We start from the raw sequence: 17,271 nt of genomic DNA, 5'->3' as shown, positions 1-17,271 counted from the left end.
CGAACTATCTAAACACCTATTCATATGGCTTTTGAAGGAAACGAAATGATTAGTTGCCCGGCCGAAATGTATGACTTTGGCCATACCTCGGTTATTGTCGTTTCGGGCGCTGGCATCAACGCTTGCGGACACATGCTTCTGGCAGTGGGCAGTGGAGCAAGTACCATTTACATGCACGTAGCGGGCGGTAGTGGCAGTTCGGGCGACGGTTGGGCAGAGCAGAGCGGACTTCGAGCAACCCCCAAATGGATGAACCAGCAAGGATATCGGCAGTATATGGCCGAAGCCGGAAAACGTGAACTGCGCCGAATTGCTATTCGAATACCAAGACCGGAAGGGGCTATGCTTAAGCTGGAGCAACTACTGGCAGCACGCTGGACATGGGGGGTACTACCACATAATTGTACCTCATTCGTGGAAGAAATCATTCAGGCCGGCGGGAACAGGGGCGGGCTATATCTGAACTGCCCCGCCATGGCTAGTCAAAGTGATTTTGATTGAACGGCAAAACGAATACCATTAAACCACACCCCTTACAATCATGATGGACTACGGAATCGGCGGGCAGGAACGCAAAGGAGACGACGCCAACGAAGCAATCTCCGACATTCAGAAAAACCGCACACTACTGGTGCAAAAACTCACCGCCAACGCGCCTTTCAAACCGGTGATCGAAGAAAAACTCGAAACGGTCGACGCGGTATTTGCCCGCTACAAACCCAACATCGACGTCAGCTTCGATGATGCTGAAGGGCAGGGTGTCGACGAGACGCTCCGGTTTCAGAACCTCGGCGACTTTGGGCGGAAAGGCATCACAGCACAGAGCCCTTTTCTGCAGGGACTGAACGGACAACAGGAAGATTATCAGAAGTTTATCAAGCAACTGAAGTCGAACAAAGTCCTTCAGAAAATTCTGGCTGATCCTGCTTCAAAAGCCATCTACCTCACCGCCCTACAAGCCATGATTCAGGAGTTGGAAGGCTAGGTACGTACCTACACCCTGCTTACAGTCATCAGAAAATTCTATTCATCATGGAACAGATCAGTAGCGGCAAGACAGCCGAAAAAGAACGGGTACGGATAGCCAACCCCGCCCAGCAGGTAGCCGACAGCGCCCACCAACTAGAACGGTTCGGCGGTTTCGAGTTTGTGGAAACGACCGTAGAAGGTGCCCAAAACCTGAACCCAGCCAAGAAGGCCCGTAAAGGCATCTTCCTGACCGAAAAAGGCAGCGAGAAAGAGCGCAAACTGCTCAAGAAACGCCTCGAAGCCTGGACCGACCTGCTGGCCAATCACGAGAACGTGGCCGACATGGTGGGCGAAGCCGAGCAGAAAACCGAACTCGCCGCCAGTACCCTGCGCCGCAACCTGAAGAAAGCCATCGACGAAACCAAAGACCTCGAAACGGCCTACCGGTCGGTGGCGCTTTTCTACAAAAACGCCGACACCGAGAAGATCAAAAACATCTCGATTGTCAACGCTGACGCCGAGCAAGTTCAGGATCTGGACAATACCCTGTTTTTCGACGCCATTGCCGAAGAGTTGCGCCAGAACTACGACAAACTCGACCTGCGTCAGAATTATTCGCTGATGGTGTTGCCGGGTTATCTCGGGTCTAAAAAAGTGGTGGATAAGTGGGCTCGTCTGGCCCATGAAACCAAGGCAATGCTGCTCACCGACTACCGCCATGTAGACACGCCCGACGATGTAATGGAACTGTTTGGCGAGGAAGATATGCCCTCGGCCGACGCCTACAAGGCCAACGTGATGATGACCTGCAACTACCTGGTGGGTCGCGAAGCCTTTACCGATCTGGGCGAAGAAGAGCCACTTTACGTGCCGCCCTCAACGGCGCTGGCCGGTAAAATTTACAAGACACAGCTTCAGCAACCCGTGGCAGGCAGCAAGCACGGCACCCTCAACGAGGTAGACGGCGTGCGGTTCAACCTGAAAAAGAGTGAAATCGCCTCGCTCGAAAAAATGGGATTGGTGCCGATGGTCAACGAGTTCAACAAGGTGATGGCCTATTCGGCTAAAACGCTGTTCAACGGGGATAATCAGGGCCTTCAGACCTACTCGGTGGTGCGCGTATTCGACTGGATCATGAAAGTACTGATAGACTTCCTCAACCGCCGGGCCTTTGAAAACTGGACCTACGACGCCGAAAAAGACCTGCGGGCGCAAATCGTGAAGTTTCTGAACAGCGTGACCGGGGCCGACAAGATCATCGAAGATTTCAAGATTCTGCGGTTCGAGCGCGACAAGGACGTGAAAGACCGCGTGTTTCTTGACATCCACATCAAGCCCTACTTTCCGGCTAAGAGCTTCCTGGTTCGCCTCGATGGCACCAAGGGCGACGACGCCAACGACTGGAAAGGCGGTGTTGAGCAGCAGTAATCTTCTCCCTCAACTAGTTCATTCTTAATCAATTCACACTTAACAAATCAATTATCGCCATGGCTTTCAAGGCATTTTTAAAACTCGACGGGCAGGAGTTCCGTCTGTTACACTGCAGCTACTCGCTCGGGCAAAACACCGATTATACCACCGGCAAACCAACCTCCGACGTGATGGGTGGGCAGGTAAACGCTGAATTTGAGTCAACGAAAGAGTCGAAGGCATTCGAGCTGATGATCGACCCGCACAAGAAGTTCAGCGGCGGCATCACCTTCTTCAAACAGGATGAAGAGTCGCCGATGAAAGAAGTAAAATTTGAAGACGCCTTTCTGACCGGCTACTCCGAGAGCATGGACGCTCGTACTAACACGCCGATGAGCACGACCGTGGTCATATCGGCCCGCAAACTGAGCGTTGGCGGTGCATCGCACGAGAACAAGTGGGCTCAATAATCAACTAATTCACAGACCTATAAGGTCTCCTTTAGACCTTATAGGTTTTCTGACAGATTTATTGAACATGGCAGACTATAGTCCAAACACGACCTGGATTGGCGTAGGTAACAAATCGGGAGGAATTGTTATGGTAGCTGGAATAGAAAGCGTTACCGGCAAGCTTTGGCGGCTAGACGGTAGCCAATCCGTTAGTTTCAGCTACACCAATGCCCGCCTAGGTTTAGGCTTAGGCGGAACGGTAGGATCAGCGGTACTCGTTGCCGCCTTCGGTTGCCCCGACCCCGCTACAATCAGCCGCATCAACACTAACGACTGGAGCGTTGCCTTTTCTACGGGCAGCAACTTGGCTGGTATTCTACGTGGGCTACCTCGATACGGGCAAATGCTCCGACTAGCCAGAATCCTCAATTCTGGCCTAAACCGAGCAGTACGTGTCGACGTAGAAAACCTGCGCAGTTTAGGATCGGTGCTTTATACCCACGTCGATATGGCAACGGCCAATAACGAACCTAAGCTAATCACCGTCGACCTGCCTTATCTCAGCGCGTCGGTCGAGATTTCGGCCAGCTACAGCCTTGGCACCGGCCAAATCAGCGTGTATCCCTAAATCAAGCCAACCTTCTCTTTTCCCGTTTTCCACACCATGAGTAACTTATCCACTGTACGAATTGAGATTGGCGGCAGGCATGTGCCGATCTTTTCGCGGGTCAGCGTCCGGCAGTGGATCGACCGGCACCACACTTTCGAGCTGACAGTTCCTATCGAGCAGGTCGAAGGCGAGGGTGGTATGACCATCAACCAGTCGAAAAACTTCATTGGGCAAACGGCCCGCATCACCATCAGGTACCGGCAGGGCGCGGGCGATTCGTTCGTCTTCAGGGGATTCGTTACCCAACTGTATCTGTCGAAACAGGCGTCGTCGGGCAGCTCAGTGGTAATCCGGGGTTCCAGCGCGTCGATTTTGCTGGAACAGGGGTCTCGGTTCAAGGCTTTTTATCAGTATGATCACAGCCAGATTGTTAACATTATTCTGAAGGAATACGACCTGGATCTGTTGCAACCCAGCGTATCGCCGCGCGCCACCCGGAAGGAGGACTATGTGGTGAAGTTCAACGAAACGAGCTACAATTTTCTGCATCGCTTCGCCGCCGCTACCGGCAACTGGTTCTATTTCGACGGCGAGAAAACCGTATTTGGCGACGTACCCAACGAATCGCCCATCCGGCTGACCTACGGCGAAGACATGAACGCCTTCGACATGCAGATGAGTCTGCCCGGCGGCGAGTTTTTCATCAATGATTACAACCCGATGAAAGACGAAAACGCCAAAAGCCACTCGAAAGACGTGCGCGTGTCGGGCCTGGGCGAGTACGGTCAGTTTTTGATCGACAAGGCCGAAAATCTGTACCCCGAACGTACCTACAGTCGCCCGCCCCTACCCGCCCTGACCGATGCCGACGCCAAACTGTTTGCCGGTTACGAAAAGAAAGCATCGGTTGCCAACGCGGTCATTTTCAGCGGCTCCAGTAATAAAGTTGGACTGAAGCTGGGGTCGGTTGTTACGGTGGGTGAAGAGAGCGGCATGGCGGGTCAACGAACGGCCAGTTTCGGGCAGTACCGCATCATTAGCATCAGCCACGACGCCGATCTGGGCGGCGGCTACAGCAACCGGTTCGAGGCCATTCCGGCGGGGGTCGAGTTCCGGACTAACCCCTCCTTCTACGTACCCAGAGCCACCATGCAAACGGGTACCGTATTGCACAACGACGACCCCGAACACCTGGGCCGGGTGCGCGTGCTGTTCGACTGGCAGGAAGCTCAGGGCGATGCCGAAAGTTCAACCTGGATACGGGTGCTGGCACCCCAGAACTTCACGGCCGACCAGGGCGTGTATTTCGTGCCGGAGGTGAGCAACAAAGTAATGGTACTCTTTGAAAACGAAGACCCGGCCCGGCCCGTAGTGGCGGGAGTCACCTACGACAAAAGCACCAAACAGAACGCTTTTTACAGCCAGGACAATCTCTATAAAACCATCATTACCAAAGGCGGCAACCACATTGTGATTGGCGATGAGAAGGGCAAAGAGTTTATCAGCCTGTATAACAGAGACAAGAAGAACCACATCAAACTGTCGCTCGACAGTACGCACATCACCGTCAAGAGCGAAGGAACGATCAACCTCGAAGCGGATACGATCAACCTGAAAGCCAGCAAATTCAACGTCGATGCCAGCGACGAATGGAACGTAAAAGCGGGCAAAGCTGACATGCAGGTCAATGGCGACCTGAGCATAGATGCCATAGGTACTGCCTCATTGTCGGGCAACGAAACCGATATCGGCGGGCTCACCACTACTATAAACGGAAAAACAAGTATGAAAGTCAGTAGTAGCGCCATGCTCGAACTCGACGGCGGGCCAATGACCACCCTGAAAGGGGCTATGGTTATGATTAACTGACAACGCCACGACCATGAACGCCTACACGCTTTTTGCGCCATTTACCCGCCTGATGGAGCCTCAGCCCCTGCCGCGCGTGTCTCTGGTCGACGCCATTCGGCAGCACATCGATCTGCTGCTGGCAACCCGGCTGGGCGAGTGCCGCTACGACCCCAACATGGGCAGTGCGGTCTGGCTGGGCGATTACGCGTCGATTACCAACCCGACCCTGTGGAAAGGCGAAACCGAGCAAACCCTGAACGAACTCATCAAGCAATACGAAAAACGAATTCAGAACACGCAGGTCGCCATAGACGTGGATGAGTTGGAAGAAACCGACCGCGACGGGGTACGTCGCCGCGCCCGCAAACGCCTGACCATTCGGGTAAACGGTACGCTGATCGACCTCGGCGAACGGCTTCCTGAACTCACATTTACCCTGTATATCAACCCCGTAGCCAGTCAGTAATCATGAACAGCCTAGACACCCGCGACCAGATAAAAGCCCGGCTGCTGCGCGATGCCAGCCGACTTTGGGGGCTGACAGACCGGCAGCTCGATACCGGCGATATTGCCACGGCTTTCGACCCGCTGGTAGATTTGCTGTTTGGGGCACTGGCAACTGAATCGGAGCGAATTTACGGCGAAATCCTGGCGTCGCGCGGGCGTATTCTGGAACGGCTGGTGCAGGTGCTGTTGCCCGAAGCCGTAACCGGTCCGAAGCCCGCCCACGGCCTGGCCATGGCCCAGCCCACTGAAGCAACGGCGACAATCGGGGCTGATATTTCGTTCACGACGCGCCACCCACAAACCGGTGATGAGTTGGGCCTGTTGCCTGCCGGGCGCTTTTCGCTCATCAACGGGCGGGTGGTCTGTGGCGCGGCAGGGGCTCAGCTCTGGCGCATCGACGAGCAGTATAATCGCGCTACTATTGCCACCGCCCCGCCCCACCGTCGCCTGCCCGACTACACCCTCTGGCTTGGCCTTGAACTACCCGGAAATCTCCCTTCCGACGCACAGGCACGGTTCTATTTTAACTGGAAAAACCAGCCCGACGCCCTGCACCGCTGCGAACAACTGGGCCAAACCCGCTGGGTGCTGGAAACCAACGCCACCGAACAGCCGCTGACAGCTATACACACGCTTCAGGCCGAACCCGCCGACCAAACCGGCATTGACAACACGTCCCTGCTAACGCTGGAACAGCACGCCCAACGCTACTACCGGCCTCATTTTGTAACCGTATCGCTCGGCAACTCAGGTGCAGCCCGCCCCGCCTCGGCGGGGTTTCCGGCCAGCAGTGCCCCTGCTACACTGAGCGAGTCATTCGACGCGGCGCTGTTGCAGTCCCTGCCACCACTGGTTTGGTTGCGGGTGTCGTTTCCGCCCACGTTCAGTGCCGAGATCCTGCAACAGACCGACTGTTTGCTCAACGCCTTTCCGGTGCTGAACGTCGAGCTGGTTAAGCCTGCGCATCGGTTCAACGAGGTCATGAACGTGTTTCCGCTCCAGACCGACCGGCCCTTACTCGCTATTATCGACGTGACCGATAGCGACGGAAACCGCTACGTACCCCACGCCGTTGGCGACGATCCTATGCAGCGCAGCTATGCCCTGCGCCACCGGGGCGTTGGCCGGTTCGATAGCCGACAGGCGGCCGAACTGGTGCAGCACACCCTCGATCAACTCCGAGACGACAGCGTTGCTTTTTCGCCGCTGGGTATCGACGATCTTCAGAAAAGTATGCTGCGTATTCGTCAACAGTTGACGGGATCCGCCGCGACACTCCCCGGTGAGCCAACGCCCTTCATGGTGATTAATAACGCACCGGTTTCAGGTACGTTGTTTGTTCGCTGCTGGACCACCGCCGCAGAACGGGCCAACCGGCTACCCGCTTCGGCCAAATTGGATACCTCGTCGGCCACACTCCGGCGCGACAAACTGGCTCTACTGCAACCCTTGCAGGGCGGTATGGCCCGCTTAAATGATGCCGCCAGTTTGCCCGCTTTCCGGCGTACGTTGCTGACAAGGGGCCGGGCCCTGACAGCCGAAGACCTCCGAGCCATTGCCCTGGCTACCGCCCCCGACCTCATTGCCGACGTCAGCGTTCAGAAAAGCGTGGTGGTAGGCAACGAAGCCCGGCAGGGACTTAGCCGGGTACTCGATGTCAGGCTGACTTTCCGGCCGGGTCGGCAACTGCCCGACGAGGAGAAACAGCACTGGTGCCGTGAGGTTGCCGCGCAGCTAGACGGGCTCTGGTCGGGCCTGTTGCCTATTCGCGTTTTAGCCAAAACCGCCTCATGAACAAGCCACTAGCTACCGACATTCGGGCCGAGGTCTGGTTGGCCCGGCAGCTTGCTGAACCTACCCAGGCTAATGTGGTGGTACGGCACCTGGGTACGTTCGCCCGGCCTTACAGCCCCGATCTGGTTGCCATAGACGATGTGACCGAGCAACCGGGGCAACCCGATACGCGCTACGTGGATCTGAGCCGCGAAGGGTTTTACGATATGTTGCCCGAAGCCTTGTTTCACCCGCCACGCCCCGCCAATGCCCGTCCCGAAGCCCCCACAGCCTTATCGAAACGGTTGCGGGAGGAAGAAAAGAAGGGACGGCAATTCTGGCTTCCCGCCGAGCAGGAAATGATGCGGTTACGCGTGCGGATCGAGCAGCAGGAACAGCAAACGCTGGAACAGGCAACGGGTCCTGTTTGGCAGGAAGTGTTCGACTGGCTTTTGTCTATTCGCGGCTACTCATTTAGTGCGCAACAGCAGATCTGTTTGCTGGCCATCTGGATGAATGCGCACCGGGTAGTGGGCAACTGGCCCGAAACAGCCGCTTATTTCAGTCGCTTTTTGCAAGTACCCGTACAGATCACGCACGGGCCACGTCAGGCAAACGAACCGGCAACGCAATCGATAACTGCCATTAGCCCCGGACAATCGCCGCGCCTGGGGGTAAGCCGTGTTGGGATCGACTGGATTTTGCCGCCTTCACAGGGCATCACCGACGACGGGGGCGTGATCCGACTGACCATTGGCCCGCTGACGCCGAAGCAACTCGCCGATTACCTGCCCAATCAGATTGGCTGGCGGTATGTATCGTTACTGGCAGGCTACCTCTTACCGGCCGATGCTGATTATCAGGTGGTGCCTGTACCGAAGGGCAACGAAGCCTGCTTCACCCTAGCCGACTCGGCCACCGCCGGTCGACTTGGTCTGACTACCGAACTTCCCCATTCCAACGCAACTCGCTTATGACTACCGACCTCATCTTAACGCTTGTTTCGCTGTTCAGCATCGGGCTGGCCGCGCTGGTGCTGCTGATCGTACGCCGGAAAGCTGATATCCTGACCAAAAAAGTAGCACTGTACCTCCTGGCATCCGGGATACTAGCCGGGGGGCTGGGTGCCGCCCTGGCACAGGTTGAATCGGTCACGGCCGGTTTTTACTGGCTCGAAGGCATTGTCTTGCTACTTGGCGCGGCGCACCTCGTGCTGGCTCGGCAGCAGTTTGGCTGGCTACATACAGCCCCGATCGGTGATGAACTAAGCCTGCTAACCCTGACGGCCGCTTTGCTGGCTATGATCCAGTTGCTAGTCTACGGCCTGATGGTATCGGCAGGTACGTTTCTGCCCGCGATGGCACTGGGTTGGCTTCCCTTCCTGCTGCCCACACTGTTTATGCTGGCTTACGAAGCTTTCGTCCGAATTCCGGCGCGGGTGTACCGCAAGTGGTTTTACCCCGTCGACCGTGAAGTGCCGCTACTCGAACTGGTGGATACCATCCGGCTGCATGTGCAGGTAAGTAAAGTACCCGACCAGCCTCAACTGACAACCTACACGGTAAAAGCCCCCATTGACCGGACTTTGCACGATCTGTTTCACTACATGATCTATTCGCACAACAACGAAGAAGAGCCCGACGACCCCATTCAGTACCACGAGGTAGACACGGAAGGCAGCCTGTTGGGTTGGGTCTTTTACCAGCCCAAACTCGGCGGATTCCTGAAACAGTACCTCGACCCGAGCCTGTCGCTGAGCCGGAGCAACCTGAAACCCGATACGGTCATCGTAGCCCGCAGCTACGTCAGCAGCAAACTGACTAACTAAAAAAGATATGCTTCCCCAACTGAACCACTGGCCTGTGAACTGGGCCGACGGCATGAAAATCACCCGGAGCCACCTGTTGGCTACCGACGATGCTACCCGTGACCTGGCCCGCGATGCGGCCGGGTCGTTGCTGTCGGGCCTCGACTATGGCCTGCTGACACCCGCTGCCGGGCATGAATCACCCCTGACCATCACCTGCGACGGCGATTCGGTGGTGCTGTCGGTTTGTCGGGCCATTACGCCGGGAGGCGCTCGTATTGAGTTGAGTACCAATCCCACCGATTCGCTGCACCTGCCCCTGTCGACCGTTCGTGAAAGCTGGGTACGTACCGGTCTGTCGGCTGGGTACGTGGTGGTCGAAGTCAATCCGTTTGATCCGCAGCCGCATGGTGAGCCCAACCCCGACGAAGAACCGCTGCGTTTCCCATCTGTCCGGCCTAACCTGCGGATCAGCGCTGTTTCGGTAGATAAACTGCATACTACACTGGCATCGGCCTATCATATTCCGGTGGCTAAACTACTGCTGGCCAATGGCGTATTCAGTCTGGCTATCGATTACTTACCCCCAACCCGCGCCGTAGGGTCGCACCAGGACTACCGCGACCTGTACCATAAGTTGCGTAAACGGCTGGGCGAGTTGCTTCAGTATGCCACAGCCATTGTGGTGCGAGTGCGTACCAATGCCCGCTCGGGTCAGCCCAATGCCTTAGCCACCAGCATCGGCTACGTGGCCGAAGCCTGCCTGCACAGCCTCGGCAATCAGCTCGACGACTTTCAACTGCGGGGATTACACGATGCACCCGTGGGGCTGGTGAGCACGGGAAAACGACTGGCGCGGCATCTGCAAATTGCCATTCAGAGTACCCCCGACCGGGAACGGGAAGCCATGTTCAACTACATCAAAAACTGGACATCAGTAACGCCCGTAGAATGGGAAACAGCCCTGCAGCAACTGCTCGACACGCCCTACGAACACGCTGACTGCCAGCCGGTGATGCTGGCCTTTGTTCGCCTCAACGAGTGCCTGATCAAGCTGTTCTCGAAGTTGAGCGAACTGAATTACCACGAACGCTCGAAAGACGAATTCTTTGTTGAAAAACAGGACGTACCTGCGCCTAAACCCGCTGGCATACGCAGCGGATTCTGGAGCAAGTAACGACCAGTAAAACCACACAGCACATGGGACAACCTGCTGCCCGAATGGGCGATAATCACGTCTGCCCGATGGTAACGCCGGGTACACCACCCATTCCGCACGTGGGTGGCCCTATTCTGCCCCCCGGCACACCTACCGTGCTGATTGGCGGACAACCAGCCGCCTGCATGGGCGATATGTGTGTGTGCGTTGGTCCGCCCGATTCCATTCTAATGGGGTCAGTCACCGTACTGATCGGAGGGAAACCCGCCGCCCGGATGGGTGACCAAACCGCACACGGCGGCGCCATCGTTACCGGTCTACCTACCGTATTGATCGGCTGAATACTATGCTTCGCGTCATTACGCTGCGCTGTTATTGTGCTGCGCTGTCATTAGGTGGTCATTTGCCTTTGGCGTCATTAAGTGGTCATTTTTTGCAGGGTCTATAAATGACCACCTAATGGCAGCGCAGCGTAATAACTACCTAATGACAGCGAAGCGTAATGACAGCGAAGCATAATGACAATTAACTCACACCAGACATGAACACATCGTTTATCAAATTTTCGCTGATTACGCTGCTTATCGGCCTTAGCGTGGTGGGGGGCATCTACTGGCTGGCGGGAAAAGGCGGGGCGGGCCGGCAGTCGATCACCACTGAGCAGGAGCAACGCTACGTGGCCGATGCCGCCCTAGCCGACAGCCTGGTACGGCAACTGAAAAAGACCGACCCCATCGAGAAAGCCAGCGACTTTTCGACCATCCGATTCCAGCTTCAGGAAACCATCGGGAGACTTGAAAGTGGCTACGGAGCCGACAGCCTCTTTACCCAACTCACGGGCACTACCGGGCAGAATTACCAGAAACTGCTGGACCTGATTGCCCTGCAAACCACCAATCGACAAAACCGCCAGGTGGCTAAGGCGCAGATCAAGCTACAACTCGATGGCCTCAACACCGCCGTTCAGATGCTGCAGACCCAGGTACTGATGAAACAAGCGAACCTGGATAATATACGTGCCATGAAAGCCAGCCAACGCCCATGAAAGCCGAAAACTACACCGACCGTAAGCGCCGCCAATTCCGTTTTGGCCTAACGTACCTGGCTCTGCTGAGCCTGTTGGGCCTATGTAGCTGGGCGTCGTTCCGCACCATTCCGGCCCTGGCCGATGAGCAGCATAGTGAATCGGCGGGGCGGCTGGCCACCTACCGTACCCAACTGACCCGCACCGATATTCACCTGTCAGTACTCAGCAGCGGTGCCCCCATCGACGAACCCTGGCTCAGCACCTTCTTCGGGCAGGCCGACGCCCTCGATCAGCAATTCAGCGAGGGGCCTTTTGTGAGCACAACCCGTAGTTACCGCCGACTGGTAGCTGAATATGAAGATGGCCGGCAGAATGGCGACCCCGAGTTACAGCAACTTTCGGCTCAGCGCACCGACCTGGAAACCAAGCAGATGGGCTTACAAGCCGCGCTGGGTAGCCTGAACCGCGCCATTGCGGCGGCAGCTGGTGGCGGCGGCGGGGCCGCACCGCCACCAGCGCCAGCCCGAAATAATGCTAACATGCACCCGGCCATTTTTACGGGGCATTTTGGTCCGTTCAAACCGTTGCTGGTACGGGGATCGGGCGAGTTTGGCAGCAATGATCCGCAGGTAAACGCCTCGGCACAGGTGATCGTGGTCGATGAGCGGCAGGTCATTCTGAGCGTTTATTTCGAAGTAAGTGACAACAGCACATTTGCCAAAACCACCGAACGCTTCGAACTCTACACCGCCCCGCCCGGCCTGCGTATCGCCACCATTTCGGCCCCGAAAAACACACCCTGGCGCATCAACTACACCGATCGCACGCAACAGGAAGACCGTTTTCCAGCCGGCGACGGGCTGTTCATGTTTCAGGTTCAGGCCAATACGCCCGGCCTCGATGTGGGTGGCCCCGGCGGCAGTTCGCTCACCATCCGGCTCAATCGCCCCATCCGCATGGAACTGGTCAAATAACGAAGTCCTGACAGGCCTACCCTTTACTAAGTAGACCGGGACATACCCTTTTTATGGGATTCGCGGCGTTTCACCCCACCCGACCTTTGGGGTGAACGCTGCTCAACCTTCTCCTTTTCAACCAATTACTATTTACACCATAAACACTTTCCCCATGAAAAAGCTACGTACTCTGCTGTCGTTAAGTTTGTTGCTGACAAGCCTGTTTTCTCAGCTTATCAGCCTGGGTCAGGCAAGCCGACGCCCCGATCAGATCGTTCTGTACAACAACACCGTGATCGAAGGCCTGATCAGCGAAATCAACGAAACCCTGGTTGTCTATCGCAAAGTGTCGGCTCCGCAGGGCGCTCGATTCCAGGTAAAAAAATCGGAAGTAGACCATGTCCGCTACGCCAATAACGACATTGAGCGGTTCGACGGAAAAGGCAACAAAGCAACGCCAGCAAAACGGACTGCGGCACCAGTGGCCTCTGCTAAAAAGCCCGTTTCGGCCCGCGACGTACCCGTTCGTCAGGCCCAGCCACAGGCAGCAGATGCTGACAATAGAACCCGTTTCGGCCTCACGTTAGGGGCTGGTGGAGGCCTCTGGATGGCAGAAGGCGAAAGCTCCGACATGGGGTTGGCGTTCCGGGGTGGTATTACGGCCGAAATCCCATTGGGCAGCAGTGTAGCGCTGGCCCCTTCGGTCGAATTCATGCAACTGTCGCAGGGAGAGAGCCCCAGCACCGTTGCGCTCAACTACGGCGTGGCTACCCTGGCCATTGCTTCACTCTACAAGCCCGGCCGCTCGGTAAACCTGTTTTATTCGGCCGGTGTCTACGGCGCTTATGGCATCAACATAACAGCTAATGGCGAGAGCGCCACCTTCGATGAAGCGAATTTCAGCCCCTTGCACGTCGGAGCCGAATTGAAGCTGGGCGCCCGCTTCAGTCCCGCCTTCACTGTTTATGGACAAGGCAATTATGGCATCACCAGCATGATCTCCGTGTCGGGTGCCCCCGCTGTATCGCAAGTCACCTTCGGCGTTGGTCTTCGCTATTTATTCGGACAGTAAGCCCCTCCACACCATGCAATACCGTCTGATTTTACCCTTTATTCTGCTGTGTCTGTTTAGCACGGCCAACGCACAAAGCAACATCGGCCCGGCTGGTGATGCGATTTATCTGGCCAACGGAACCCGCTTCAAAAACGCCCAGATTATCGAGATCACCGAAGAGCGGGTGAAGTTTACCGTAAAACGCGGCGAAACGCTGACGCCCTACAACTACGGACGCGACCTGGTCTTAATGGCCTTTACCCAGGAAGGTAATTTTCTGGTAATCGACGAAGTAAGTAAAGACAACGCCGAAGCCGATCAGCAACTGAAAGATTTCCTGATGGCACCGGCCCGTACGTCATCTACCGACGTGCTGGTTCGGCGGACCCCGCTGGAGGTGTTGCGCGGTCAGATTTCGTACGAAAGCGAAGAGGTCGTTAACTACCAGCCCGTTAGCGGTGGAGCGGGATCGATCAGCAAGAATGAGCTGATGATAATTTTTTACCGCGACGGCAAACACCAGGTACTGACCGACTTTGTGGAGATGGCCCCCATTCTGACCGAGCTACGCCCACAACTCATCACGCCCGTTTCGCGCCCGGTGATTGCACCCAGCCCGCCTAACGTTCCGGTTACCGAGCCTATAGCTGAAACGCCCGTTGCCGAAGCGCCCGTTGTCCGCCCTACACCCAGCCGACCTGAACGCGTGATCAATACGCCGCCCGCCCCGGTACGTCCCCCTGCTCCGGCACCCGCCGCGGCGATTTCGGGGAAACCATCGCTGAACGAAACGGAGTATATCACCTACCGAACCAAGGCCGTACAGCGAGTTGATGAGTTTGTGGCGTACATCAACATCATTACCGACAAAAGCGCATCGGGCGACGATAAAGACCGGGCCATTAGAGAAGCACAGTCCTTGTTTATGCCCGACGCCAAGATCGAAGTCACCTCGGCCAACAAGACCATTCCGCCCCGCAGCATGAGCATCAGTACGTACCTGAACCGGCTCAAACTGTTGCCCTACACCTACACCGAAGTCACCTGGTCGAACGTGCAGTATGTGAAAGAACTGACCCAGGGGCCAGATGGCAATTACTACGGCATGATTGCCGGTCAGCAGAAATTCACCGGCTACGGCAAAGGCAATCAGGTTGATTATGAGGACGTAACCGAGAAAAATGTTCGGGTAAAGCTGAAATCCAATCAGAAACTCATTGACGGACAAACCGAAACTAGCTGGCAGGTTCTGCTGGGTAGTGTGGGCGTTGGCTCCAAGTAGTAGATCGTGGTCAGCACGGTTGAGTACTACCCTAATAGTGTTTACCCGTGCCGGCCACACAGATCCTGTCAGCCTCTTTAAACTCGTAAAACCAATGCGCTTTCTCTTGTTGTTCTTTGGTTTTTGGCCGGTCAATCTGGTCTCGGCTACCACTGGGCCCGTTGCCTATGGTCAGGCGTGCGTTCGGCTGGTTGGCGTGGTGCAGGATTTCAGCACGCACCGACCATTGGCGGCTACTTTTTCGGTACGGTCGGCAAGCGGGCGGGCGGTACTTGGCAACAGCGCCGATGGTACCGGCCAGTTTGCCATTGATATCGCCTGTACCGCCACAGCCCTACTGATTGAGCGCACCGGCTACCGCGCCCAGCGCCTACCCCTGAATTTGGCCACAGTAGCGCCCATCGGCGAAGTATACGTCGTTATTCCGCTGGTAGCCACCGATCAGCAAGCCACTGACCGACCTTATTTACAAACCGAGCAGAAACATTATGTTCAACCAACTGGCAACCGGGTAGCTGGTCAGGTACAGCATAACACCTTTGCCGTAAGCGATGCCATGGCCGGTCTGCCCCTGCGGGCAAAGGTCTGTTTTTACTTCACGAAATCGGGTCAGAAAACCTGCCTCGATACCGACGCTCAGGGAAACTGCACCACCGATTTTACCGAGAAAGACATTGTGGCCATGGAAGTTCAGGCACCGGGCTACCAGCCGTATCAGGGCAATATCCGGGTAGAACAGTTGGGCGGACCAACGCTTCATCATACCGTGCGCCTGCTGCGCGAACTGGTCCTGCTTTCTGTGCAAAGCACCCCCGTGTCTACCTCACCGCTCCGGGGTGTACTGCGGCGCGAAGGCAGCAAAACACCCCTATTGATGGCGTCGGTAGCCAATAAACCGGGCGTTTTCACCTCCTCGGAATTGTTGCCCAACCGCTATGAGCTATTGCTAATGAATCAGCAACAGACCGTACTTCACCGGCAACTGATCACCGTTGAACCGGGTTTGAATGTCCAGACCATTACCCTGCCCGACCCTAAGGCCGCCTTGCCAATGGCTAGGGCCAACGTACCTGACCGCATTGCTCCACCTGCCTCGGTCACACTGACCCCCGACCGAACATCCCCGCTTCCAGACGACAACCTGCCCGCGCTATTGTTCGCCGAGGGAAGTTACACCTTGACAGAGGCCGCTTGTGCTACGCTGCAGCAAGTGGGCACGTACCTACAACAACACCCCGAGATACACCTACGGCTGGTGGGGCACACCGACCGCCTGGGCGACGAACGGCTGAACAAATCACTCGGCGAAAATCGGGCGAAAGTAGCGGCCAGTCACCTGCACTGGCGGTGGGGAATTGCCGACGAGCGACTTCACATTCAGGGCTTTGGCAGCCGGTTTCTGATCGGTAGCGGAAGCGATGCCGAAAGCCATAGCCGCAACCGCCGCGTGTCGCTGAAGTTTATTCCTGCCCGCCCCGAAACCGCTAGCACAAACTGATAAACAGACCGTTATGAATAAACTGCTACTTTTTGTACTGGGTTGCCTGGTCTTACTGCTGGGATGCCACGAAGAGCCCGACTTGTCGGCGGCGCAGATTCCGCCAGCCTGCCGGATCGGCATGGTCGAGATCATTCGGGAAGGCGGCAACGTGAGTCGGCAGGTATATCTCTACAACACGTTTGGCGATCTGACCCAAGCCTATCAGGAAAACCAAAGCGGGCAGCGTAGCCTGACGCAGACGTACGTGTATGATACGGCTCATTATGTGAAAACGCGCGAAGACAAAACGCCCGCTGGAACGACCCTCTACGCCTACACGTATAACGGCCCCAACAACCGCATCAGCCGCATTGCGCCCGTGCAGGGCAACGGCAACACGCTCGAATACGCCTGGGAAGGGAACACACTGAAAAGCCTGACTACCAAAGAGGCCAACGGCAGCGTTTACGAACAACTTACCTTTCGGGCCAACGGCAAGCTGGAAACACGTACCCGGCCCGGCACCAGCGAACGCTTCGCCGTTGACCCCGTCAGTGGCTACGTCACCTCCTACACGCATGCCAACGGTGTGTTCGAAACCTTCACGGTCAACGACAGGGGCAATCATCTGGTGAAAACATATAACGAACCGGCCATCAGTAAGCTGACCAGTTCAACCTATACCTACGCCACCTCCGGCTATTATGGTGATACGCAACTGCGCTTTCGGGGCATTCCCGATGTGCAGGATGGCAGCGGCGAGCCCGGCCTGCTCTCTGAATACGTATTGAACCAGTTCAGAAACGGCCAACTCATGCTGATCGAGCGCGTCCGGTTTCGGTACACGTATAACAGCGAAGGCTATGCGTTGGGCTACGCCGCCGATACCGGCGAGCGCGGCAAGTTTTATTACGCCAACTGCTCATCCCGGTAG

18 protein-coding genes are annotated in these 17,271 nt (G+C 56.3%); all 18 read left to right on the top strand.

Annotated elements, in window-relative coordinates; translation table 11 throughout:
- The first annotated feature begins 24 nt into the window (after window positions 1-24).
- The 18 genes from ACAW87_RS13880 to ACAW87_RS13795 all read left to right on the top strand — a co-directional run bounded on the left by ACAW87_RS13880 (window position 25) and on the right by ACAW87_RS13795 (window position 17,271).
- Window positions 25-501: a hypothetical protein gene (locus tag ACAW87_RS13880; RefSeq protein ID WP_370724011.1), complete on the top strand. Its 477-nt coding sequence runs from the start codon at window positions 25-27 to the stop codon at window positions 499-501.
- A 40-nt stretch (window positions 502-541) separates the two neighbouring features.
- Window positions 542-985, top strand: a complete 444-nt coding sequence (locus ACAW87_RS13875) for a hypothetical protein (protein ID WP_370724010.1) — start codon at window positions 542-544, stop codon at window positions 983-985.
- A 47-nt stretch (window positions 986-1,032) separates the two neighbouring features.
- Window positions 1,033-2,397 carry a type VI secretion system contractile sheath protein TssC gene (locus tag ACAW87_RS13870; protein ID WP_370724009.1) on the top strand — a complete coding sequence of 455 codons (1,365 nt, stop codon included), beginning with the start codon at window positions 1,033-1,035 and terminating at the stop codon, window positions 2,395-2,397.
- 59 nt (window positions 2,398-2,456) lie between these two features.
- Window positions 2,457-2,849 carry a type VI secretion system tube protein TssD gene (tssD, locus tag ACAW87_RS13865; protein WP_370724008.1) on the top strand — a complete coding sequence of 131 codons (393 nt, stop codon included), beginning with the start codon at window positions 2,457-2,459 and terminating at the stop codon, window positions 2,847-2,849.
- A 67-nt stretch (window positions 2,850-2,916) separates the two neighbouring features.
- Window positions 2,917-3,459 (top strand): hypothetical protein, encoded by a 543-nt coding sequence (locus ACAW87_RS13860; protein ID WP_370724007.1) that lies wholly within the window; start codon window positions 2,917-2,919, stop codon window positions 3,457-3,459.
- A 36-nt stretch (window positions 3,460-3,495) separates the two neighbouring features.
- Window positions 3,496-5,310, top strand: a complete 1,815-nt coding sequence (locus ACAW87_RS13855) for a type VI secretion system Vgr family protein (protein ID WP_370724006.1) — start codon at window positions 3,496-3,498, stop codon at window positions 5,308-5,310.
- 13 nt (window positions 5,311-5,323) lie between these two features.
- On the top strand, window positions 5,324-5,758 hold the full coding sequence (locus tag ACAW87_RS13850) for a GPW/gp25 family protein (RefSeq protein WP_370724005.1): 435 nt from the start codon (window positions 5,324-5,326) through the stop codon (window positions 5,756-5,758).
- Window positions 5,759-5,760: 2 nt separating this feature from the next.
- Window positions 5,761-7,593, top strand: a complete 1,833-nt coding sequence (locus ACAW87_RS13845; protein WP_370724004.1) for a hypothetical protein — start codon at window positions 5,761-5,763, stop codon at window positions 7,591-7,593.
- Complete coding sequence (locus ACAW87_RS13840) at window positions 7,590-8,549, top strand: type VI secretion system baseplate subunit TssG (RefSeq protein WP_370724003.1); 960 nt, start codon at window positions 7,590-7,592, stop codon at window positions 8,547-8,549. The genes ACAW87_RS13845 and ACAW87_RS13840 overlap by 4 nt, the downstream gene beginning before the upstream one ends.
- Window positions 8,546-9,400, top strand: a complete 855-nt coding sequence (locus ACAW87_RS13835; protein WP_370724002.1) for a TssN family type VI secretion system protein — start codon at window positions 8,546-8,548, stop codon at window positions 9,398-9,400. The genes ACAW87_RS13840 and ACAW87_RS13835 overlap by 4 nt, the downstream gene beginning before the upstream one ends.
- A gap of 7 nt (window positions 9,401-9,407) precedes the next feature.
- Complete coding sequence (locus ACAW87_RS13830; protein ID WP_370724001.1) at window positions 9,408-10,556, top strand: transmembrane 268 family protein; 1,149 nt, start codon at window positions 9,408-9,410, stop codon at window positions 10,554-10,556.
- 23 nt (window positions 10,557-10,579) lie between these two features.
- The gene (locus tag ACAW87_RS13825) at window positions 10,580-10,879 is read left to right on the top strand and encodes a PAAR domain-containing protein (RefSeq protein ID WP_370724000.1); all 300 of its coding nucleotides are present in this window, start codon (window positions 10,580-10,582) and stop codon (window positions 10,877-10,879) included.
- Between the two features lie 200 nt (window positions 10,880-11,079).
- A complete protein-coding gene (locus tag ACAW87_RS13820) occupies window positions 11,080-11,583 on the top strand; it encodes a hypothetical protein (protein WP_370723999.1) in 504 nt (167 codons plus the stop codon).
- The gene (locus tag ACAW87_RS13815) at window positions 11,580-12,539 is read left to right on the top strand and encodes a hypothetical protein (protein WP_370723998.1); all 960 of its coding nucleotides are present in this window, start codon (window positions 11,580-11,582) and stop codon (window positions 12,537-12,539) included. The genes ACAW87_RS13820 and ACAW87_RS13815 overlap by 4 nt, the downstream gene beginning before the upstream one ends.
- A gap of 154 nt (window positions 12,540-12,693) precedes the next feature.
- Entirely contained in the window at window positions 12,694-13,593 is a 900-nt protein-coding gene (locus tag ACAW87_RS13810; RefSeq protein WP_370723997.1) for a porin family protein, read from the top strand.
- 13 nt (window positions 13,594-13,606) lie between these two features.
- Complete coding sequence (locus ACAW87_RS13805) at window positions 13,607-14,857, top strand: hypothetical protein (protein WP_370723996.1); 1,251 nt, start codon at window positions 13,607-13,609, stop codon at window positions 14,855-14,857.
- A 94-nt stretch (window positions 14,858-14,951) separates the two neighbouring features.
- Window positions 14,952-16,355 carry an OmpA family protein gene (locus ACAW87_RS13800; RefSeq protein WP_370723995.1) on the top strand — a complete coding sequence of 468 codons (1,404 nt, stop codon included), beginning with the start codon at window positions 14,952-14,954 and terminating at the stop codon, window positions 16,353-16,355.
- 13 nt (window positions 16,356-16,368) lie between these two features.
- Window positions 16,369-17,271 (top strand): hypothetical protein, encoded by a 903-nt coding sequence (locus ACAW87_RS13795; protein ID WP_370723994.1) that lies wholly within the window; start codon window positions 16,369-16,371, stop codon window positions 17,269-17,271.

Origin of the sequence: Fibrella aquatica, from assembly GCF_041321135.1 — a bacterium.
GTDB classification, from domain to species: Bacteria; Bacteroidota; Bacteroidia; order Cytophagales; family Spirosomataceae; genus Fibrella; species Fibrella aquatica.
Note: the sequence above shows the minus strand (reverse complement) of the source record. Positions and strands in the feature narration are given on the sequence as shown.